The organism is Pseudomonas sp. B20(2017) (assembly GCF_002113125.1).
In the GTDB taxonomy this organism is placed as follows: Bacteria; Pseudomonadota; Gammaproteobacteria; order Pseudomonadales; family Pseudomonadaceae; genus Aquipseudomonas.
The window spans coordinates 1-18,051 of record NZ_NEJP01000004.1 but is presented as its reverse complement, the minus strand read 5'-3'; the positions used below and the strand labels follow the sequence as shown (position 1 = coordinate 18,051).

General features: G+C 60.3%; 12 protein-coding genes, 2 rRNA genes and 1 pseudogene. 9 read left to right on the top strand and 6 right to left on the bottom strand.

Going from position 1 to position 18,051, the window contains the following annotated elements:
• Window positions 1–47 precede the first annotated feature (47 nt).
• Together lapD and lapG are read right to left on the bottom strand one after the other, a co-directional pair.
• Complete coding sequence (gene lapD, locus CAF63_RS07095; protein WP_085684376.1) at window positions 48–1,994, bottom strand: cyclic di-GMP receptor LapD; 1,947 nt, start codon at window positions 1,992–1,994, stop codon at window positions 48–50.
• A gap of 14 nt (window positions 1,995–2,008) precedes the next feature.
• Window positions 2,009–2,701 (bottom strand): cysteine protease LapG, encoded by a 693-nt coding sequence (gene lapG / locus CAF63_RS07090; RefSeq protein WP_085684378.1) that lies wholly within the window; start codon window positions 2,699–2,701, stop codon window positions 2,009–2,011.
• A 194-nt stretch (window positions 2,702–2,895) separates the two neighbouring features.
• On the opposite strand from lapG, the gene CAF63_RS07085 reads away from it, so the two are divergent.
• From CAF63_RS07085 to CAF63_RS07065, 5 genes are all read left to right on the top strand, one after another.
• Complete coding sequence (locus CAF63_RS07085; RefSeq protein WP_085684380.1) at window positions 2,896–3,606, top strand: GntR family transcriptional regulator; 711 nt, start codon at window positions 2,896–2,898, stop codon at window positions 3,604–3,606.
• Window positions 3,607–4,358: 752 nt separating this feature from the next.
• Window positions 4,359–5,132: a DUF3050 domain-containing protein gene (locus CAF63_RS07080; RefSeq protein ID WP_085684382.1), complete on the top strand. Its 774-nt coding sequence runs from the start codon at window positions 4,359–4,361 to the stop codon at window positions 5,130–5,132.
• On the top strand, window positions 5,129–6,058 hold the full coding sequence (locus tag CAF63_RS07075; RefSeq protein ID WP_085684384.1) for a diiron oxygenase: 930 nt from the start codon (window positions 5,129–5,131) through the stop codon (window positions 6,056–6,058). Before CAF63_RS07080 ends, CAF63_RS07075 begins: the two co-directional genes overlap by 4 nt.
• Before the next feature lie 13 nt (window positions 6,059–6,071).
• Window positions 6,072–9,461 carry a non-ribosomal peptide synthetase gene (locus CAF63_RS07070; protein WP_085684386.1) on the top strand — a complete coding sequence of 1,130 codons (3,390 nt, stop codon included), beginning with the start codon at window positions 6,072–6,074 and terminating at the stop codon, window positions 9,459–9,461.
• A gap of 23 nt (window positions 9,462–9,484) precedes the next feature.
• Window positions 9,485–9,952 (top strand): SRPBCC family protein, encoded by a 468-nt coding sequence (locus CAF63_RS07065; protein ID WP_085684388.1) that lies wholly within the window; start codon window positions 9,485–9,487, stop codon window positions 9,950–9,952.
• 146 nt (window positions 9,953–10,098) lie between these two features.
• Here CAF63_RS07065 and CAF63_RS29185 read toward each other — a convergent pair whose 3' ends face one another.
• Together CAF63_RS29185 and CAF63_RS29180 are read right to left on the bottom strand one after the other, a co-directional pair.
• Window positions 10,099–10,884, bottom strand: coding sequence for a methyl-accepting chemotaxis protein (locus tag CAF63_RS29185; RefSeq protein WP_371807395.1), 786 nt, complete (start codon window positions 10,882–10,884; stop codon window positions 10,099–10,101).
• A 69-nt stretch (window positions 10,885–10,953) separates the two neighbouring features.
• Window positions 10,954–11,979 (bottom strand): annotated as a pseudogene (locus CAF63_RS29180) (cache domain-containing protein); the annotation flags it as partial.
• A 310-nt stretch (window positions 11,980–12,289) separates the two neighbouring features.
• On the opposite strand from CAF63_RS29180, the gene CAF63_RS07055 reads away from it, so the two are divergent.
• From CAF63_RS07055 to CAF63_RS07040, 4 genes are all read left to right on the top strand, one after another.
• Window positions 12,290–12,790 (top strand): sigma-70 family RNA polymerase sigma factor, encoded by a 501-nt coding sequence (locus tag CAF63_RS07055; RefSeq protein WP_085684392.1) that lies wholly within the window; start codon window positions 12,290–12,292, stop codon window positions 12,788–12,790.
• Window positions 12,790–13,791 carry a FecR domain-containing protein gene (locus CAF63_RS07050; RefSeq protein ID WP_085684394.1) on the top strand — a complete coding sequence of 334 codons (1,002 nt, stop codon included), beginning with the start codon at window positions 12,790–12,792 and terminating at the stop codon, window positions 13,789–13,791. The genes CAF63_RS07055 and CAF63_RS07050 overlap by 1 nt, the downstream gene beginning before the upstream one ends.
• A gap of 87 nt (window positions 13,792–13,878) precedes the next feature.
• Window positions 13,879–16,380, top strand: coding sequence for a TonB-dependent siderophore receptor (locus tag CAF63_RS07045; RefSeq protein ID WP_085684396.1), 2,502 nt, complete (start codon window positions 13,879–13,881; stop codon window positions 16,378–16,380).
• A gap of 75 nt (window positions 16,381–16,455) precedes the next feature.
• A complete protein-coding gene (locus CAF63_RS07040) occupies window positions 16,456–17,634 on the top strand; it encodes a PepSY domain-containing protein (RefSeq protein ID WP_085684398.1) in 1,179 nt (392 codons plus the stop codon).
• A gap of 73 nt (window positions 17,635–17,707) precedes the next feature.
• On the opposite strand, the gene rrf (CAF63_RS07035) is transcribed toward CAF63_RS07040, so the two are convergent.
• Window positions 17,708–17,823, bottom strand: a 5S ribosomal RNA gene (gene rrf / locus CAF63_RS07035).
• A 106-nt stretch (window positions 17,824–17,929) separates the two neighbouring features.
• Window positions 17,930–18,045: ribosomal RNA gene (gene rrf / locus CAF63_RS07030) — 5S ribosomal RNA — on the bottom strand.
• Window positions 18,046–18,051: the final 6 nt, after the last annotated feature.

Sequence of the window (18,051 nt, the reverse complement as noted above, 5' to 3'; positions counted from 1 at the left end):
GAGCTTGCTCGCGAAGGCAGCCTTAGCGGCGACGCAATTCTACAGCCTTAACGCCAGGGTTTGGGCTCACCGAACAGCTGCCCCTGAACCCCATACAACCCCATCTCGCGAATCACCGACAACTCCCCTTCCGTCTCCACCCGTTCGGCAATCAGCGGCAGATCGATGCTGTGTGCCGCGCGCTGGATCGCTTCGATGAACAGACGCTTGTCGCTTTCCTGATCGATCGCCCGGATGTAACTGCCATCGATCTTCAGGTACGCCAGCCCGAGCCGTGCCAGGTTGCCGATCATGCTGAAGCGCCCACCGAAGCGCTGCAGGCTCAGGGAGAATCCGAGCTCGCGCAGGCGGCGGGTCAGCTGTTCCAGCACCGCTTGCTCCGGCAATTGTTCCTCGCCGATTTCCAGGGTCAGGCGTGCACCGAGGTTGGAATGCGTCCGCAGAATCTCGAACACTTTGTTCAACGCCTGCGGATCGGCCAGGGTCGCGGAGGACAAGTTCAGCGCCAGGGATTCTTCATGGCCGGCCATCTGCTCCAGCACCCGCTCGAGCATCAACCGGTCCAGTCGCGCGGTCCAGCCGAAGCGCTCCAGCCACGGCAGGAAGCGCCCGGCGGGAATGGTCTGGCCCTGCTCGTCGAGCAAGCGCGACAGCACTTTGTAATGCAGCACCAGTTGCGTGTCCTGCGCCGCCACTACCGGCTGGAAGAACAGCTCGAAGCGCCGCTGGTTCAGCGCCTGATCGAGCAAACGGTGCCAAGCGTGGTGATCGTCACCGACGTCCGCCACCAGGCTCTGATCGAGACATGCCCAGTTCTGCTCGCCCTGCCCTTCGGCTTGGGCCAGCGCCTGATCGCCGAGGCTGAGAACCGCTTGCGGCGAATCGCCGTGAGCGAACGGTGCCAGGCCGATAGAAGCCACGGCGGCCACGTCGGTGGCGCCCGTCGCGTGCAGGCTGCTCAGGGCACTGTCAAGACTCTGCGCCAGTTGCAGCGCCTCTTCGCGGGTCAGCCCCGGCGCCAGCACGGCGAATTCACCACCACGAATCCGGGTGACGAGGTTCTGGGTTTCCGGGTATTTGGCGCACTCGCGGGACAGTTGCTCGCCGACCGCTTTCAACAATTCATCGGTGCGCTGACCGCCGAGGCGCTGGTTGAGACCGGCCAGATCCTTGACCCGCAACAGCAGCAGATAACCGGAACTGGCCTGCTCCGGGTTGCTCACCCGCGCATTCAGTTGCATCTCGAAATAACGCCGGTTGGCCAGCCCCGTGAGGTTGTCCTGATAGGACTCGGTGCGCAGTTTTTCACTGCGTTCGGCCTGCTCCTGGAACAGCGCCTTGAGCTTCTCGACCATCTGGTTCATGGCCAGCACCACACGGCGCAATTCAGGCGTGCGCGGTAGGTCCGGCAGACTCAGGAACTCACGACGAGCGATGGCGTGGGATTGCTTGACCATGTAATCCAGCGGCTTGAGTTGCCGACGCAACAACAGCGCGCCCAGCACCGCACTCACCGCACCGCAGACCAGCAACCAGCCAAGGCTGCCGAGCGCGCTCTGCCAGAGTTTGGCCAAAGCGAACATCGGGTGGCTGACCACCTCGACCCGCGCCGCCTGCTCCCAGCCACGGCTGACCAGCGCATCGCCACCGGCCGGCTCCAGGCCGATCAGTTTGACGAACCAGTCCGGCACGTTGGTGACCGCTGGAATGCCGTTGCGCTCGACGATGGTCTGGTCGGTCTTCAGGTCGACCACGCGGATGCTCGAGTAATAACCGCTGTCGAAGATCGAACTGACCAGCAGCTCGACCATCGCCGGGTCATCGATGTTCGGCGTCAACGACAGCGCCAGCGCCGTGGCCGCATCCTGGGCATGGGAGCGCAACTGGTTGACGTACTGGGTGCGCGAGCTCTCCAGACTGACCATGAAGCTGCCGGTGAAGGCGACCACCAGGAACAGACAGATAGCGATCAACAGCTGTTTGAACAAAGACATCTGAGCGCGTGCTCCTAGTTAGTCGTCTCGACCGGAAATCCTTCGGCCTGCATTTTCTTCAACACATCCTGCCAGCGTGACAGGCGTTTGGTGTCACCGACCTTCTTGTTGCCCTTGGCGCCCGGCAGGTACAGCCCTTCGGCATTGAAAGAGTAGACCGGCAGCAAATCGGTTCGCTCGGCGGCCGGCTTGATCGGGTCGATCAGGCTGTCGAGCACCAGCGGCATGGCGTCAGGGCTGGAATAGTAAGTCAGGACCATGTGCGCGCGGTTCTGGCGCAGCGCCTTTACGTAGGTGATGCGCAACTTGTCACTGGCCACACCGAGGTGGCGCAGGCTGAAATACTTGGCGATCGCGTAGTCTTCGCAGTCGCCGGCGCCTTTCCACAAGGCCTCGATGGGGGTTTCCCAATAATCGACCTCGTGCCACAGATCGATGTCTTCGACGTAGCGCATCTGTTTGTTGAAAAACAGGTTCACTACTTTGAGCTTTTCCATCTCGCTGACCTGCTTCTGCGTGGCCAGCAGGTTCTGCCAGGCATCGATCCGCTGTTGCCCGGCGCCCAACGGCCCGTACAGTGCCGTGGCCTTGCGGCTGATTGCGGAAAAATCCCAATCGGCATGCAGACCGCCCAGCATGATGCCGGCCAGCAGCAGCGCGCAGGCAAACCAGCGCGCAATCCGTGGGATTGCGAAACGTACCGCCAATGCAAGGCATCCAGGGCAGAGAGGAAAGCGCTTGATGGTGAAGGTTAGCCCAGCAAAAAACAATGGCACCCTGAGATCATCGTTGGCGCGCTAAACTTCAGATGTGACAGGGTTCTTCTACATGGTTTGACAACCTGTAGAGCAATCACTAGTGTCCTTTGGATCCAAATATCGCAGTCATAGGGTGTGCAGTTGTGACCCAGAAGCCCAAGCCACTCCACAGCATCAAAGTCGACGGCCCGATTCCCGCGCATCTGGCGCGCTCGGTCATCGAAGAAACCCTGCGCGCGGCGATTCTCGACGGGCGCCTGCCCTGCGGCACCGCCGTGCGCCAGCAGGATCTGGCCGACCTGTTCGGTGTCAGCCGCATGCCGGTGCGCGAAGCCTTGCGCCAACTCGAGGCCCAGGGCCTGCTCAGCGTGATTGCCCACAAGGGCGCGGTGGTGGCGCCGTTGATCCAGGGCGATGCAACGCAAACCTACGAGCTGCGCATCCTGCTGGAGTCCGAAGCGCTGCGCCAGTCGATCCCGCTGCTGACCCCGGCCGATCACGAACGCGCGGCCGGCTACATCGAAGAGCTGGAAATCGAACACGACTACACAGAGATCGGCCGGCTCAACCGTCTGTTTCACATGGCGCTCTACAGCAAGGCGCCCAATGGCCGGCTGTTGCGGCTGGTGGAAGACGGCTTGAATGAAGAAGAACGCTTCCTGCGCTTCAACCTCGAGGCCATGGGCCTGGGCAAACTCTCCCAGGACGACCACCGTGCGCTGTTGCAGGCCGTGAAAGAGCGTGACACCCCGCACGCCGTGACACTGCTGGAGCAGCACCTCAATCGCGGTGTCGAGGTGATCACTCGATACTTGGCAAGCACCACCTCCAAAGGTCGCCAGGCGGCACGCTGAAAATCCCCCGGGTGAGCCCTCGCTCACCCGGCGTATAACCCGCTTACAAATCCTCACGCCGGTCACGCTCAATTGCCGTGGCACTTCGGCGCCTGCGCTCTAACCTCCCCACTGCTTTGAACAGCCCGGAATTTGCACCGCAAGGAAGTCATTTTCGACGATAGCCGCGGCGCCGATTTACGCGCACCCTTGAAACGCCAACCCAATATAGAACGGGGACGCGCCGCCCCGGCAGCAGTCCCCGCACCAGGAACCTACGGAAGGAGCCTTGTCACGGGAACAGGAAGAAACGGCGCCGTTACAGCCCGACTTCATCCCCTCATATTCATTCAATTACTCAATTGGAAAGTTGCTTCGAGTGAGGCATTCACTCTTGTCGTTCAATTTTGGCCATTAAACGCCGAAAGGAGTAACTACGCCCAAATAAAACTTAACCAATAAGTTTTATCTGACCCACTCATACTTCCAAAACAGCCAACTAAAAATAATTAAAAATAAACTTGTTAAGTTGTTTTGCGATGTATTAGTTTTTCTTCGCCGAGTCTGGATCCGTAATGATCAACACGGCACACCCTTGCAGTACGGCCTCGATTGCGACGGCTTGACCGTCCGCTGTAGTTTTGGGCCCTTCAGACATTGCCTGCTTTCATCGAAACCGAATGAGGCTGTCGTTCGCCTGGAGAAACTTGTTCAACGTTATTAGCGATTGATTGAGCAATCCCTACTTCCCTCTTATCCAGAGTCTCGCAACCATGCCAACTAAAGAGCAACTTACACTAAAGAAAGCCGAACTCAGCGTTCATCCGATCTTCTCCGAAATCGATTCTTTGGCGACATTGCGCCGGTTCATGGAGTCCCATGTATTTGCTGTCTGGGACTTCATGTCACTGACCAAGCGCCTGCAGCAGGAACTGACTTGCACTCGCCTGCCGTGGTTGCCGCCACGGGATCCGCACGCGGCACGACTGATCAACGAAATCGTGCTCGGGGAAGAATCTGACGACCGGCTGTCACACGGGCATTACAGTCACTTCGAACTGTATCTGGATGCGATGCGCGAAGTCGGTGCGGACACGACAGCGGTGGAGCGCTTCGTGACACTGCAACAGGAAGGCGTGAGTTACGACGTCGCCCTGCAAAGCGTCGAGGTTGATCCGGCGGCGGCGCGATTCGTCCGTGACACCTTGCACACCGCGCTGCATGCGCCGGGGCACAGCGTGGCCGCCGCATTCCTGCACGGTCGCGAGAGCGTGATCCCGACGATGTTCCAGCGCATGCTCGATGCCTGGGGCATTGGCGTCGAACAGGCGCCGACCTTCCGTTACTACCTGGAGCGGCACATCGAGGTCGACTCCGAAGACCACGGCCCGGCCGCCGAGCAACTGCTGGATCGACTGGTCGATGGCGATCCGCAGCGCGAAGCCGAGGTCTACGCCAGCGCCATCGCCGCCGTGGAAAGCCGCATCGCCCTCTGGGACGGCCTCCGCCTGAGCATGCGCGAGCCGCTGGCGGAGGTGGCCCAATGAACGCCGCCGACTACCAGTCTTTCGCCGACGCCTGGGAAAGCCGCGCGACCATTCGCACCCGGCCACGCCGCGTGCTGGAGGACGACGCGCGGCTGATCTATCCGCTCAGCCGCCAGCCGTTGGTGCTCAGCGAAACCTTCCTGCGCGAATGCCCGCATCAGCGTGATTTTGCCTTGGTGCAGACGCTGTACAAGTTCATCAACGACGTGGTGATTTTCGAGACCGAGATCGTCGACAAGACCGCCCGCAGCATCGCCAAGAACCGCTTCGCCGTGGCGTTCCCGTTCGCCTGTCGCTACGACGCGATGACCGTGGTCGTGGACGAGGACTACCACGCGCTGGTGGCGATGGATTTCATGCAGCAGACCGTGGCCTTGACCGGCATCGAGCCCATCGAGCTGCCGAATGAAATCGAACTGAGCCGGGCGATTCCGGCTGCCGTCGAACTGGCGCCGCAACACTTGCGCAGCGCCGTGGAGCTGATCTGCGTCGCCATCGCCGAAAACACCGTGACCGGCGATGTCGCGGCGTTCGCACGGGACGACACGGTCAAGCCGTCGATCAAAGGCCTGATGGCCGACCACCTGCTCGACGAGGGCCGGCACTCGAGTTTCTGGGCGCGGATGGTGCGCATCTACTGGCACACCGCGAGCGATGCGGATCGCGAATGCATCGCGCAGATCCTGCCGGTGTTCATCGGCCATTACCTGACCAACGACATCCAGAAGGCTTTCGACCTGCGCCTGATCGACGCCCTGCCAGTCAACGAGGCAACCCGCCGCGCACTGAAAGACGAGATGGCCGGGCTGGCATTCCCGATCAATCGTCACCACCCGCTGGTGGGCAACATCGTGCGGTTCTTCCACAACAGCTCGCTGCTCGACACACCGTGCGTGCAGCACGCCCTGCGCGACTACCTGGTTTGACAAGGAGGCTGACATGAGACGTCTCGACATTTTGCTGAGGGGCCGCAGCCAGGCCTTGACCGACCTGGCGCAGGAGCTCGAACAACACGGTCATTCATTGCTGACGGACGTCGCTCCGTCGGTGGATCTGGTGATCGATGACGGCAGCCTTGCGCCGCAGGATCACGGCGTGACACCGCACCTGACTTTACGTCTGGGTATCGGTGCAACGGGCGTCGGCAGACTGCCGGTGCTCGATCTGCTGTGCCTCTGCAACACGACACTGCTGAGCCGCGTACCCATCGCCGACGAACCGTCCGGCAACGGTCAGGCCCTGCGCCAGCGAACACTGGCGCAGGTGGTGGACGAAGTGGCGCTGCTGGTCAGCCGCTTTTCCCGCGATGTCGAGTATTTCCAGCACGCGGCGACGGCCCGTGCACCGGACTTCGAGCAGGTGGAAAACCTGCTGTTTCTCGACAGCCTGGCTTACGTCCATCGCTTCAATACCACGGCCCATCCGGCGTTGCTGCAACAGGCGCAGATCCCGGTGATCGAACGGCTGCAACGGAGCCTGATCGAGCATGCGGAACGTCCGGCGCTGCACCTTGCCGAGCAGTCGATCAGCTATCGCCAGTTGCATGATCACAGCCGTGCAATCCAGCAACGCTTGCTGGCAATGCTGAAGACACAACCGCAACCATGGGTAGTGGGGATTTGCCTGCCGAAATGCGATGCGCTGTTTGCTTCGATTCTGGCGATTCTCGGCAGCGGCGCGGTGTATCTGCCGCTGGAACCGAGCCATCCGCTTCAGCGTCAGCAGTACATTCTGGAAAACGCCGGCGCGGTGTTGTTGCTGCACGACGGCGAACATCCGCTGAGTGACTCGATGCCGGGGCTGGATGCCTGCCGCATCGACCGCACTGACGTCGATCTGTCGCAGCCGCTTATGCGTCGTCGACCCAAGCTCGATGCGCCGTGTATGGCGCTCTATACCTCGGGCACCACCGGCCATCCGAAGGGTGTGCTGCTCAGTCAGGCGAACCTCGCGCATTTCACGGCGTGGTACGCCGATTACGTGCAGTTGCGGGCCGAGAGTCGGGTGTTGCAGTTCTCGTCGCTGAGTTTTGACTCGTCGCTGATCGACATTTTCCCGACCTTGCTCGAAGGCGCGGAACTGGTGGTGCCCGACGACAACCAGCGCCGTGATCCGCTGCAACTGATGGCGCTGATCCGCCGTCGGCAACTGACCCACGCGTTCCTGCCGCCGGCGCTGTTGAGCATCCTGCCGCTGGACCAACTGCAAAGCGTCGGGCAGATCATGACCGGCGGCGATGTCTGCGAGCCGTTCGTGATCGAGCAGCTGACGCGTCAGGGCAAGCTGCACAACCTCTACGGCCCGACCGAAGCCACGGTGCTGATCACCGCGCGACAACTGCAACCAGGCGACAGCAATCGCACCCTCGGTGGGCCGATTGCCAACAGTCAGGTGCTGATCCTCGATGACGATCTGCAACCGGTGCCGGAGCAGACCGTGGGCGAGCTGTTCATCGTCGGCCCCGGCGTATGCCTGGGTTACCTGAACAATCCACAGCAGACATCGGAGCGCTATCTGGATCTGGAATTGCCGGACGGTCAGCGTCTGCGCGCCTACCGCAGCGGCGACATGGCCAAGTGGGGCGAAGAAGGCATCGAACTGTGCGGACGCCGCGACAATCAGGTGAAGATCCGCGGCTTCCGGGTCGAGCCGGAAGAGATCGAGCGGTGCCTGCGCGAGAGTCAGCTGTATCGGCAAATCGCCGTGGTGATCGACAGTCAGCGACGGATTCTGGCGTTCCTTGCCCAACCGCAATCGGATGCCGCGCGCGATTCGTTGAAAGCGCATGCGCAGCAGTTTTTACCCGACTACATGCAACCGGTGGCATGGACGGAACTGCCGAACATGCCGTTCGCCGCCAATGGCAAAGTCGATCGCAAGGCCCTGCTGGAGCTGCCGGTGAGCGTGCAGGACAGCGGCCCGAAATGCCTGCCGGCCAACGCCGACGAAGCACTGCTGCTGGAGATCTGGGGCGAGTTGCTGGAACTGCCGACCAGCGACATTTCCACCGATGAAAGCTTCTTCAATCTCGGCGGTCACTCGATTCTGCTGTCGCGCATGCTCCTGCGATTGCGGGAGGAGTTCGGCCGCAGCATCTCGATCAACCGCTTCATCGAACTGCCGACCATCACCAAACTCGCCACGTTGGTGCGCGGCACCGACGATAGCGCGGTACTCAGCGCCCAGGCGATGGCCGACGCCGAACGAGCGCTGGACATCAAGCCGTTGCCGATCAGCCGCATGGGCGATGTGCACAAGGTGATCGTCACCGGCGCCAACAGTTTTGTCGGCGTGCACATCGTCGAGGCGTTGCTGGGATGGGGCGCCAGCGAAGTGGCGTGCCTGGTGCGCGATGGCGGCGGGCAAACGGCGGAGCAACGCTTTGCCCAGTCGTTGCGAGAGAACCGGCTGGAGCATCTGGACCTCAGTCGGGTGCGGGTCTATTCGGCAGACATCACCCGGCCGCAACTGGGGCTGTCCGATGAAGACTTCGTGCGACTGGATCGCGAGTTCGGTGCGCTGGTGCACAACGCCGCCAACGTCAATCACGTGCTTGATTACGAGTCGTTGGCGGCGGACAACGTCGAGCCGATTTTCGAACTGCTACGGCTGTGCGAAGGGCGCAGCAAGAAGGTGTTCAATTTCGTCTCGACGCTGTCGGCCTCCAGCACTGTCGACGACGCAGGCCGGGTGCTGGAATTGCCCGCCGCACCGACGCCGCCGATCTACATCCGCAACGGCTACAACCTGTCGAAATGGGTCGGCGAACGCATCCTCGAACGGGCGCGGGAGCGTGGGGTGCGGGTCAATCTGTATCGGCCCGGCAACATCAGTTTCAACAGCCTCAGCGGTGTCTGCCAGCCGCACAAGAACCGTTTGATGCTGATGCTCAAGGGCTCGATCCAGCTCGGCCAGGTGCCGGCCTTCGCGCTGAATTTCGACCTGATGCCGGTGGACTTTCTCGCCCGCTTCATCGCCTTCCACGCCAGCCGTTACTCGGCCGAACGGGCGGTGTTCAACCTGCATAACCCGGAGCCCCTGAGCTGGGATGCCTATGTCGCGTCGTTTCGCGAAACCGGCAGCGAGTTTTCGCTGGTCAGCGTCGCCGACTGGCAACAGCAACTGGGCCGGGTCGATGCCGACAACGCGCTGTTCGGCGTGCTCGGTTTCTACCTCAACGGCTTCGAGGAGGACATCGGCGACATCTCCCTGATCGGCCACGCCAACGCCCAGGCCGGCGTGCAGCAGATGGGCGCGCACTACCCGGAAAAATCCCCGGCGCTGCTGCGTCGCGGCTGCGACTACCTGAAAGAAATCAACTTCATCTGACTCATCAACCAAGGAGCAACACCATGAGCAATCTTCAACCCGACACCCTGATCAAAAACCCTCACGGCTGCCACGTCGTGTCATCGGTGGAAGTGCCGGTGGACGCCAAACAGGTGTGGGCAGTGGTCGGCAAATTCGACGGCTTCGACCGTTTCATTCCGGCGCTGTCGCACATTGAAATGACCGGCGAAGGCGTGTCGTCGCTGCGCAAGAAGTTCTTCAAGGATGGCAACATCGTGGTCGAGCAACTCAACTCCCGGGACGACCAGGCGCTGAGCATGACCTGGACCACGATCTACAACACGCTGGGCGTGGCCAATCTGTGGGCGGCGATGAATGTGGAGTCGCTGGGCGCGGGCAAGTCGCGGGCGACCTGGACGATCATTGCCGAGCCGGCCAGCGGTGGGCCCGAAGCGCTGCCGGGGTTCAAGGATTTCGTGCAGGGGTTCGCCGATGATGCGATGGGCAATGTGCTGAAGCTGTTTATTTAGGCTTCAGCTCTGCGGTGATTGAGCCACCGCTATCGCTGGCAAGCCAGCTCCCACGGGTTCCAGGTTGGTCACAAATGTTGTGTGCGCCAGAAATCCTGTGGGAGCGGGCTTGCCCGCGATGAACGATAACGCGGTCTGACTTGATGTCAGATCTTGAAGCTGTCGACCAGCTGTTTCAAACGATTGGCCTGCTGCGACAACGCATCGCAATCCTTCAACGTTTCATTGAGGTTGGCCACGCTCTGCTGATTCAGCAGGTTGATCTGGTTGACGTCGACGTTGAGGGTTTCCACCACGGCGGTCTGCTCTTCGGTAGCCGCTGCCACCGACTGGTTCATGCCGTCGATTTCGCCGATGCGCTGGGTCACGCTGACCAGACGCAGACCGGCCTGGTTCGCCACTTCAACGCTCTCTTCGCTGGACGCCTGACTGGCGTTCATGGTGCTCACCGCTTCGCGGGAACCGACCTGCAGCGAGGTGATCATCTTGTGGATCTCTTCCGCCGACTCCTGGGTGCGGTGAGCGAGGTTGCGCACCTCGTCCGCTACCACCGCAAAACCGCGTCCGGCCTCACCGGCACGGGCCGCTTCGATGGCCGCGTTGAGCGCCAGCAGGTTGGTCTGCTGGGAGATGCCTTTGATCACGTCGAGAATGTGGCCGATGTTGTCGGTGCTCGCATTCAGGGTTTCGATCTGGGTGCACGACAGGCTGATCTTCTGCGACAGCTCGGTCATGGCCTGAATCGTCTGCTCGACCACCTGACGACCATCCTCAGCCTGTTCGCTCGCGCCGCTGGCGTGTTGCGAAGCATCGGCGGCGTTGCGGGCGATTTCCTGGGTGGCGGCACCCAGCTGATTGATCGCGGCAGCCACGCTGTTGGTGCGTGCACTTTGCTCGTCGGAACCGATGATCGAGGCGTTGGACGATGCCATCACCCGTTGCGACAGGTCGTGTACGTGACGGGTCGCGGAAGACACTTCGGAAATGGAGGCGTGAATCCGCTCCACGAACTGGTTGAACGAACTGCCCAGCTCGCCGAACTCGTCCTTGCTTTCCACTACCAGACGACGGGTCAGGTCACCTTCACCCTGGGCGATGTCCTGCATCGCGCGGCCCATGGTGATCAGCGGACGCATCAGGACGGTGATCAGCAGGCTCAGGAACACCGCAATCGCGCCCACGGCGACGAACATCGCAATCACTGCCGAGGTACGGAACTGGCTGAGTGCGGCGTAGGCCTTGTCGCGGTCGATCGACAGGCCGATGTACCACTCGGCATTCGGCAGACCTGCGACCGGGGTGAACGACAGGATGCGTTCCTGGCCGTTGAGCACCACGTTCTGGTTGCCCTTCTCGATACGCACACCGGCGTTCGGGTAGATGTCCTTGAGGTTCTTCATCACCTGATCTTTGTCCGGGCTGACGATCACCTGACCGTCACCGCTGACCAGAAACGCGTGGCCCAGGCCACCGAAGTCCACCGAGTTGATGATCTTCACCAGGGTTTCCAGGCTCAGGTCACCGCCCACGACGCCGAGCAGCTCGCCGTTCTTTTTCACCGGCATGGCGATGGTCACCACCAGACCGCCAACGGCAGCCATGTATGGCGGGGTCAACATGGTCTGGTCAGCGGCCACGGCCTGCTTGTACCAAGGGCGCTGACGCGGATCGTAGCCGTCTGGCATCTTCGCGTCAGGGCGCTGGGTGAACACGCCGTTGGCCTGGCCGACGTAGGTGAACTGGAAGTTCGAGGTGAAGGCCGGTTGATCGACCAGCCCCGGGAAGTCGGCATTCTTGCCTTGATGAGCGACGTTCTGTGCGAGGTTTTCCAGTACCAGAATCCGCCCGCTCATCCAGTTCTGCACACTGCTGGCGGTCAGGTCACCGGCCTGCTGGACCGAGGACTGGAGGTTTTGGCGAATGGTATTTCGCTGCAGATAGTCGTTGTACAAAGTAAACAGCGCGAACGCCAGGACCACGACGCCCGAGGCGGCCAGCAGGATTTTATGGCTGAACTTGAGATTCATTTCATGGGACTTCTTATGCCAAAAGTGGGGATGCGTTCCGTATGCAACATTCCATGTACAGCGCAGGCAGCGTTCTGATGGCTGCTCTACTTTGGTGCACGCATGTCTCACCAGTCTGTCGGCACGATTCGGAGAAAACTTAGCGTTTTGTAGGAAATGGACGGCATTTCTGCCAGTTCCCGCCGAACGGCGTGCCAGAGCGTTCGCCTGTCATTTTTTGATGACGGTTTTGCAGCGCCGGTTGCAAATTCTGTAACCCTTGATGACAATGCGACTAATTATCATTTGTGACGTTCGGGCTGTCGCGTTCATGTCCTCACCTGAGTTTGCAGTACAGGCGCTTTACAGTAGTCATCACGGCTGGCTCAACGGCTGGTTGCGCGCGCGGCTGGGCAATGCCGCAGATGCGGCGGATCTGGCTCAGGACACCTTCGTGCGTTTGCTGCAGCGTACCGAGCGTCTGGAACTCAAGGCACCTCGCGCATTCTTGCGCACTGTTGCTCGGGGTTTGGTGATTGATCATTGGCGCCGTGAAGAAATTGAACGCGCCTATCTGGAAACCATCGCCCACTTGCCTGAAGCCGAAACACCAAGTGCCGAAGCCCGCGCCTTGGTGATCGAATTGCTCGAAGGCATCGCACGCATGCTTGAAGGCTTGAAGCCGAAAGTGCGTCAGGCATTTCTGCTGGCGCAGTGCGAAGGTTTGACCCACAGGCAGATTGCCGAGCGGATGGGCCTGTCCCTGCGCTCGGTAGAACGCTACGTCGCCGATGCCCTGTTTCACTGCTATGTGCTGCGGTATGAAAGCTGATGCCGGTGGATAACCCCTCGCTTGGCCGTCGTGCCGAGCCACCGCAGCAGGTGGTCCGACAGGCCATTCACTGGCTCCTGCGCCTGCGCAACAACCATGGCAATCCGCGCCTGAATCGCCAGTGCGAACAATGGCGCGCCGAACACCATGATCACGAACTGGCCTGGCAGCGGGTGCAGTCTCTGCAAGCCGAACTGACCCACAATCTGCGCGCCGTGCCCGGTGCGCAGGTGGCGTTCAACACGCTGGAAAACAGTGCGCAGGGGTTGGGTCGACGTCAGGCGTTGAAGCTGTTGTCCGGCGCGCTCTTGGTGGGCTCGGCGGGATGGCTGGCCAAGGAAACTTCCGTCTGGCAACAGTGGAGTGCCGACTACGCCACCACCACCGGCGAACGCCGTGGCTTCCAGTTGCCGGACGGCACGCGTATAGAACTCAACACCGCCAGCAGCGTGGATCTCGACTACACCGCGCAACAAAGGCTGATCAAACTGGCCCGAGGCGAAATCGTCGTCACCTGCGGCGGTGCCGATGAAGGTGCGCCGTTTGACCGACCGCTGCGAGTGCAAAGTCGTCATGGCAGTTACGAGCCGTTCAAGGCGCGATTCATTCTGCGCCAGGAAGAGGGTTGCACGCGCCTGAGCGTCACCAGTGGCCGGGTCGCGATTCACTCCGCAGGCAACTCGACAGAGGCCATCGCCGGTCAGAGCTACCTGATCGATCACCATCAAATTCGTCCCGCGCCGCCGTTGGACATGGACGCCGGTGCCTGGGTCGACGGGCTGATCGTAACTCGCAACATGCGGCTGGGCGACTTCCTCAGCGAAGTCGGCCGGTATCGTCAGGGTTTTCTGAGCTGTGCGTCGGACATTGCGGATTTGCGCCTGTCCGGCGTGTTCCGTCTTGAGGACACCGACAAGCTGCTGGCGATCCTGCCGCAGACCCTGCCGGTGCAGTTGCGCTACCGCACCCGCTGGTGGGTGATACTGGAGTCTGTGGCCTGAAATTATTTTGGCGGGTTTTCGTGGCAAGTCCGGCTTAGTCAGTAAGCACTTCAACTCAGCCTTCGCGACTGCCTACGGAAACCTACAATGACTGCGCGCGTTACCTGTAAGAACCCTCTGAATTTCTCTTCCGAATCCGGCCTGTTACGTCATGCCGTCCGGGCGGCGCTGTTTTCTACCGCACTGGGTATTGGCGTGCTGCCGAGCCTGAGCATCGCGGCCAATGCCAGCGAGGTCGGCAGCCACCGCTACAACATCGCCGCCGGACCATTAGGCGAGGCGCTGAACCAGTTCGCGCGTCAGGCGGGCATCACGTTGTCGATGACGCCGCAGCAGACCCAGGGCCGCCAGTCACCGGGCGTGCAGGGCGAGTATTCGACCGATCAGGCGCTGAGTCATCTGCTCGGTGGTTCGGGTCTGGAAGCGATCAGCCAGGACGGCAGCAGCTATGTGTTGCGCTCGGTTGCAGAAACCGAAGCGCTGGCCCTGCCGACCACCGACATCAAAGGCTTCGCCCTCGGCAACGCGTTGGGCAGCATGGACGGCTACAACGCGACGCACAGCCAGATCGCCACCAAAACCAGTACTGCGCTGCTGGAAACTTCGCAAAGCGTGTCCGTCGTCACTCGTGAGCAAATGGACGATCAGGGCTCGCAAACCGTGTCCCAGGCCATGCGTTACACCCCCGGTGTGCTGACCAATCCTTACGGCGCTACGCACCGTTACGACTACGTGGCAATGCGCGGCTTCAACGATGGTTCGGTGGATAACATTTACCTCGACGGCCTCAAGTCGATGGGCGACAGCGGCACCTACAGCACCATGCAGGTTGATCCGTATTTCCTTGAGCGCGTCGATATTCTGAAAGGGCCTTCGTCGGTGCTCTACGGCCGCAGCTCGCCGGGCGGTCTGGTGGCGCTGACCAGCAAGAAACCGCTGTACGAGGCCTATCATCAGATTCAGGCCACCGTCGGTACTCAGGGCCAGCGCGGTGTCGGTTTTGACTTCAGCGGACCGGTCGATGACGACAAGCGTATCGCCTATCGTCTGACCGGATTGACGGATCAGTCCGACACGCAATTCGACCACAACAAGGAAAAGCGCTTCGCCCTCGCACCGACCGTCAGCATCGATTTCAGCGAAGACACCTCACTGACTCTGCAAGCGTATCTGCAGCATGACCCGGACGGCGGCTATCACGGTGGCGTGCCGGCCGACGGCACGATTCATCTACGCAACGGTAATCGTATCTCGCCGCACTTCTTTGAAGGCGAGCCGGGCATCGACGGTTACTCCCGTGATCAGCAGTCGTTCGGTTACCAGTTCGAACACCGCTTCAACGACGTCTTCACCGCGCGGCAGAATTTCCGCTACCTCGACTCCAAAGTGAACATGGATCAGGTATACGCCTATGGCTGGACGTCGCCGACCAGCAACGAACTGAATCGCTACTACACCGGCGGCAACGAGCGCCTGCACGCATTCATCGTCGACAACATGCTCCAGGCCGAATTTTTCACCGGCGCGATCAAGCACACGGTGCTGATGGGGGCGGATTACCAGCGACGCAAAACCGTGGTCGACTGGACCAGTGGCGGCCTGGCGCCGATCAACGCGTTCAACCCGGTGTATGGCAATTCCGCTATTACGCCGTACGGCGATACCAGCTACCTGCGGCGCCTGGAGCAGACCGGCGTTTATCTGCAAGACCTGATCGAAATGGACAAGTGGCGCTTCTCGCTGGGACTGCGTCAGGACTGGGTGGAAACCTCCGATGAAAACCGCATCGCCGAAGCGGGCCGTCCGGTCGGCACCGAGATCAACGATCGACGCACCAAGCTCACTGGCCGTGCAGGCGCGCTGTATCTGTTCGATAACGGGCTCGCTCCGTACGTCAGCTATTCCGAGTCGTTCAACCCGAATTCCTACGCTGACAGCGCCGGCAATCCGCTCGCACCGACCGATGGAACCCAGTGGGAAATGGGCCTGAAGTATCAGCCGCCGGGTACCGACAATCTGTTCACCGCCTCGTTGTTCCGCATCGATCAGGAAAACCTGGCGACCAAACTGCCGCAGGAAAACTTCTATCGCGCTGTAGGCGCTGTCCGCTCTCAGGGGCTGGAACTTGAAGCGCACATGCAATTGACCGACAACCTGAAAGTGCTCGGCAGCTACACCTTCACCGACATTGAATACTCGAAGTCGATGACCAGCACCCTGAGCACACCGACCAATGTGATCGAGAACAAAGGCAATTCGCCAACCCAGGCGCCACGGCACATGGCATCGCTGTGGGCCGACTACAAGTTCGACAGCGCGGCACTCGACGGGCTGCGACTGGGCGGTGGTGTACGTTATGTCGGCTATAGCTGGGCGGATGCAGAGAACACCATGAAGGTGCCGTCCTACACATTGTTCGACGCATCGATTGGCTATGACCTCGGCAAGGTCGGTCTGAAGGGTGTCGACGTACGCCTGAATGCTAACAACCTGACCAATGAATCCTACGTAGCCTCCTGCGCCAGTCTGGACTTCTGCTACATGGGCGAAGAGCGCAACGTCGTCGCCACGGTCAGTTACCAGTTCTAAGCCTTTGTCTTATGCATAAAAAAGCCAGCCCTTGATTTCAGGGGCTGGCTTTGTCGTATCTGTGGGGGAATTTTCATGCGCTCATTTCTGGTTTTATTGCACCGGTATATCGGGTTGGCCACAGCGGTTTTTCTGCTGCTGGCCGGGATCACCGGGAGCATTCTGGCGTTCAACCATGAGCTGGATGAGTGGTTGAATCCGCAGTTTTACGAGGCTTCGGCCGAGGGGAAGCGTCTGCCGCCAGGTGAGCTGGTTGATGCGGTGCAATCGGCCCATCCGAAGTTGCAGGTCTGGTACATGGAGTACCCGAACGAGGCAGACCACACGGCATTGCTGGCGGCGGTTCCGCGAAATGATCCGGCGACGGGTGAACCGTTTAAAGAACGCAATGAAGTGTTCTACCTCGACCCTGTCAGCGGAGAGCAAAAAGGTCAGCGTTACTGGGGCGAGTGCTGTTTCCAGCGTGAGAACTTCGTTCCGTTCATTCTCGAGTTTCACTACAACCTGACACTCCCCGGTAACTGGGGTTTGCTGTTGATGGGGTTGGTGGCCATCGCTTGGGTAATCGATTGCTTGATTGCCCTCTGGCTGACGTTGCCGCGGGGTAAACCGTTCTGGAAGAAGTGGTCGAACGCCTGGAAGATCAAGGGCGGGCATGCCTATCGACTCAACTTTGATCTGCACCGGGCGGGGGGGTTGTGGCTGTGGTTGTTGTTGCTGCCGATAGCCGTCAGCAGCGTGGCGATGAATCTGCCGAGTCAGGTCTTCAAACCTGCGGTGTCGTTGTTTTCTCCGATTGAACCGAGCGTGTATGAGGCGCGAGGGCGGATGCCTGCCGAAGAGCTGGGGATCACTCGATTGAGTTATCAACAGGCATACGAAAGGGCACAACAGGAAGGCAAAAGGTTGGGGCTGACAGCGGCGATTGGCGAGTTGTATTACAGCTTTGAGTACAACTTCTACGGTGCGGGGTTCGGCCAGCATGACACCGAGGCCCACGGCAAATCCTGGTTGTTCTTCCACGGTACGGACGGACGATTACTGGGGCAGGAGATCGCAGGAGAAGGGACGTTGGGAGAGCGGTTTTATCGGTTGCAGTTGCCGATACATGGGGGACGGATCATAGGCTTCACCGGACAAGTGATGATCGCGGTATTGGGTGTTCTGATTGCGGGGTTGTCGGGGACTGGCGTCTACATCTGGTGGCGCAAAAGGCAGGCTCGTCGGAGCAGCAAGGAACGCAGAGCGGTATGAAGATCAGACTTTTATGGGCTCTGAAACGACAAAACCCCTGTCTGCATTCGCAGACAGGGGTTTCGGAATTCAATCTTGACGATGACCTACTCTCACATGGGGAAACCCCACACTACCATCGGCGATGCATCGTTTCACTTCTGAGTTCGGGATGGGATCAGGTGGTTCCAACGCTCTATGGTCGTCAAGAAATTCTGTGACCAGCCCGTTACCGCAGTAACGTTCCGGCAAAAATCGGTGACTTCTACTAAAACAAAACCCCAACTGCTTTCGCAATTGGGGTTTCGGAATTTAATCTTGACGATGACCTACTCTCACATGGGGAAACCCCACACTACCATCGGCGATGCATCGTTTCACTTCTGAGTTCGGGATGGGATCAGGTGGTTCCAACGCTCTATGGTCGTCAAGAAATTC